Source organism: Streptomyces spiramenti (assembly GCF_012034385.1).
GTDB classification, from domain to species: domain Bacteria; phylum Actinomycetota; class Actinomycetes; order Streptomycetales; family Streptomycetaceae; genus Streptomyces; species Streptomyces spiramenti.
On record NZ_JAAVJB010000378.1, the window covers coordinates 1 to 3,001 of the forward strand.

Below are 3,001 nucleotides of genomic sequence, written 5' to 3' on the forward strand. Positions count from 1 at the left end.
GTCGCCACCGTGATCCCACGGTGGCGACCGCCCCTCGGCGTGCCGGCCTCAGCCGCCGACGCGCAGTTCGAACCAGGTGGACTTGCCCCGGGGCAGCAGGTCTACGCCCCAGCGGTCGGCGAGGTTGTTGACGAGGCACAGCCCCCGACCGGTGGCCTCCAGCGCGCCGACCGGCAGCAGGCAGGGCAAGGAGCGCGAGGAGTCGCGGACCTCGACGCGCACCCAGCCGCGTCTCCGCCGGACACGGACGGTGAAGGTGGCGGCGCCCGAGTGCTGGAGCACGTTGTTGACCAGTTCGGAGATCAGCAGCACCGCGTTGTCGGTGAGTTCGGAGTCCAGCGCCCAACGGTTGTGAAAGTGAACTCGGGTCAGTCGCCGCGCGGCTGCCGCCGCCTCCGGGCGGCCGGGCAGCTCGACGCCTCTCTCCGTCGCGTCGCATCTCAAGTCCATTGCGGCGCGCAAGAGTTCGTGATCGCTGTCGAGTCCCGTGCGAGGGCTGCTCGTGGTGACTGCCATGGCTCCATCATGGCGTGCATATGCCGATCGCGTGGTCCTTTCTCGTGCAAACTCACCGCCTGAACAGGCCGTTGCGTACCGGCGCGTTGCGGCGCTCAGGGGGCGCGCGGGGCGCACTACCCCTGCGAACAGCGACGATGAAAGTGGTGACACCGAGTGCTCTGACAGCATGCCAAGGGGCTGTCAGAAATTTAAGGTTGACTTAAGACAACCTTCGAGTCGGTCGGCACCCCGGGCGTGCATGAAATTGCACGGCGGCTGTGCCGCGGCGCGCCCTCGCTGCCCTCCCGCGCGCCGCCCCGGCGAACGCCGCGCCGGGTCGCCGCGCCCCCGCTCCGGTCCCCGCGTCGGACGGGCCTCCCGCGCGCCGTCCCGGCACCGGTCGGTATCGTCCCCAGCCGTCGCCCCACCGAACCCCCCGATCCGAGCAGGGAGGGACCCGCCGTGTCCCCGTCGTTCCACGCGTCGCCCAACGTGCTTTTCGTCACGCGCGTCCTGGAGGTGCGGCGGCTGTCGCCGGGGTTCCTCCGGCTGACCCTCGGCGGGCCGGGGCTGAGCCACTTCGCGCCCCACGGCCTGGACCAGCGGGTGAAGCTGCTGGTCCCGGGAGCCGAGGGCGTGCCGGCCGCCCTCGCGGAGGACCTGGTGCACGAGCCCCGCTGGCGCGAGGCCTGGCGCTCCCTCCCCGAGGACACGAGGCCGCCGATGCGCAGTTACACCCCGAGCGCGGTGCGCCCCCGGGCGGCCGAGGTCGACCTCGACGTCTACGTCCACGACCGGCCCGGCCCCGCCTCGGCCTGGGTCGCCGCGGTGGCTCCCGGGGCGCCGGCGCTGGTGTCGGGGCCCGACGTGCGGCGCGGAGCCCCGGGCCACGGCATCCAGTGGGACCCCGGACCGGCGGTGCGCCGGGTGCTGCTCGCGGGTGACGAGACGGCTTTCCCCGCCATCCGCAATATCGTGGCGGCCACCGCGGACACACCCGGTCCGCGGCGGGAGGTGCTGCTGGAGGCGGGCGACGCCCGGGACGCGACGGCGTTGCGCGCCGAGTTGCCGGGGGCCGAGGTGTCGGTCGTGATCCGCGGCGCACGGGAGCGCGGCGGGGTGCCGCTGGCCCGTGAGGCCGCCGCGTGGGCGGACCGTTCCGCCGCCGAGGCGGTCTGTCTCGGCGAGGGCTTCTACGCCTGGCTCGCCACCGAGAGCACCCGGGTCGCGGGCATCCGGGACGTGTTGCGAAGGGCTGGTGTCGCTCCCCGGCGGATCCACGCCCAGGGGTACTGGCACGACCGGGTGAGGGTGTCGTAGCAGGTCGAGTGCGGTCCGTCAGTTCTCGTCACCCAACTTAGGCAATGCTAAGTTGGGTTGTCGTGCCGGTCCTCGGGGGTCGGTGCGTTCTCCCGTCGAATGGAACGTTCATGAGCCTGCCCGCCGCCCTCCCGGGTGCCCGCACCCCGCGCGCCCTCTCCCGTGCCGCCGTCCTCCTGGCAGCCGGTCTGGTCCTCGCCGCCTGCGGCGGAGGGGGGAACGGCAGCGCGGGGTCCGGCGACGACGAGACGGCCGAAACCGGCCGCCACTCGGTCGAACACGCCCGGGGCACCACCGAGGTGCCGGAAGCACCCCAGCGCGTGGTGGTGCTCGAACCGGTCCAGCTCGACACCGCGATAGCACTCGGCGTGACCCCGGTCGGCGCGGCAGTCCTCGACGAGTCGGCCGGCGTCCCGGCCTACCTCGGCGAGGCGGGCCAGGACGTCCGGACGGTCGGCACCGTGCCCGAGCCGAACGTCGAGAAGATCGCCGCGCTCGAACCCGATCTGATCATCGGGACGGAATCCCGGCACTCGGCCCTCTACGACCGGCTGGAGACCGTGGCACCCACGGTCTTCATGGCCTCCCAGGCCGATCCGTGGGCGGACAACGTGGCCCTGGTGGCGAGCGCCCTCAACGACGAGGCCGGCGCCGAGGACCTCCTCGCCTCCTACCGGGACCGCTGCGAGGAGGTCGCCGAGACGCACGGCACCGAGGGCAGCACCGCGCAGCTCGTCCGGCCCCGCGACGGCATCCTCACCCTCTACGGGCCCACCTCCTTCGCCGGCAGCACGCTGGAGTGCGCCGGATTCACCACGCCCGAGCGCGACTGGGAGGAGTCCATCTCGGTGGACGTCTCCCCGGAGCGCGTCCTGGACGCCCGCGCCGACCTGGTCCTCGTGACCGCCGCCGACGTCGCCGCGGCGGACGCCCTGCCGGCGGCCGTACGCGACAACGCCGAGTCGTTCGCGAACCTGCACGTGGTGGACCAGTCGTTCTGGATCACGGGCGTCGGGCCGCTGGGCGGCATGGCCGTGCTGGACGACCTCGACCGCCTGCTCTCCGCCGGCTGAGCCGCCGAGAGCACGCGCACGACGCCTCCTCGATGACCAGCCCCGCCCCGGCCGCCGCGGGACCCGCCGCCTCGGCCGCCGCCGCGCCCGAAGCCACCGCCCCGACCGCC

3 protein-coding genes are annotated in these 3,001 nt (G+C 73.7%); 2 read left to right on the top strand and 1 reads right to left on the bottom strand.

What is annotated here, in order from left to right; all coding sequences use genetic code 11:
• Nucleotides 1–48 precede the first annotated feature (48 nt).
• Nucleotides 49–516 carry an ATP-binding protein gene (locus HCJ92_RS23375; protein WP_167935601.1) on the bottom strand — a complete coding sequence of 156 codons (468 nt, stop codon included), beginning with the start codon at nucleotides 514–516 and terminating at the stop codon, nucleotides 49–51.
• Between the two features lie 444 nt (nucleotides 517–960).
• Here HCJ92_RS23375 and HCJ92_RS23380 point away from each other — a divergent pair, with 444 nt between their 5' ends.
• Together HCJ92_RS23380 and HCJ92_RS23385 are read left to right on the top strand one after the other, a co-directional pair.
• The gene (locus tag HCJ92_RS23380; protein ID WP_167935602.1) at nucleotides 961–1,818 is read left to right on the top strand and encodes a siderophore-interacting protein; all 858 of its coding nucleotides are present in this window, start codon (nucleotides 961–963) and stop codon (nucleotides 1,816–1,818) included.
• A 110-nt stretch (nucleotides 1,819–1,928) separates the two neighbouring features.
• The gene (locus HCJ92_RS23385; RefSeq protein WP_167935603.1) at nucleotides 1,929–2,891 is read left to right on the top strand and encodes an ABC transporter substrate-binding protein; all 963 of its coding nucleotides are present in this window, start codon (nucleotides 1,929–1,931) and stop codon (nucleotides 2,889–2,891) included.
• Nucleotides 2,892–3,001: the final 110 nt, after the last annotated feature.

Coding starts and splice junctions, on each gene's coding strand:
- HCJ92_RS23375 (WP_167935601.1), bottom strand. CDS start 516: ATGGCAGTCACCACGAGCAGCCCTCGCACGGGACTCGACAGCGATCAC.
- HCJ92_RS23385 (WP_167935603.1), top strand. CDS start 1,929: ATGAGCCTGCCCGCCGCCCTCCCGGGTGCCCGCACCCCGCGCGCCCTC.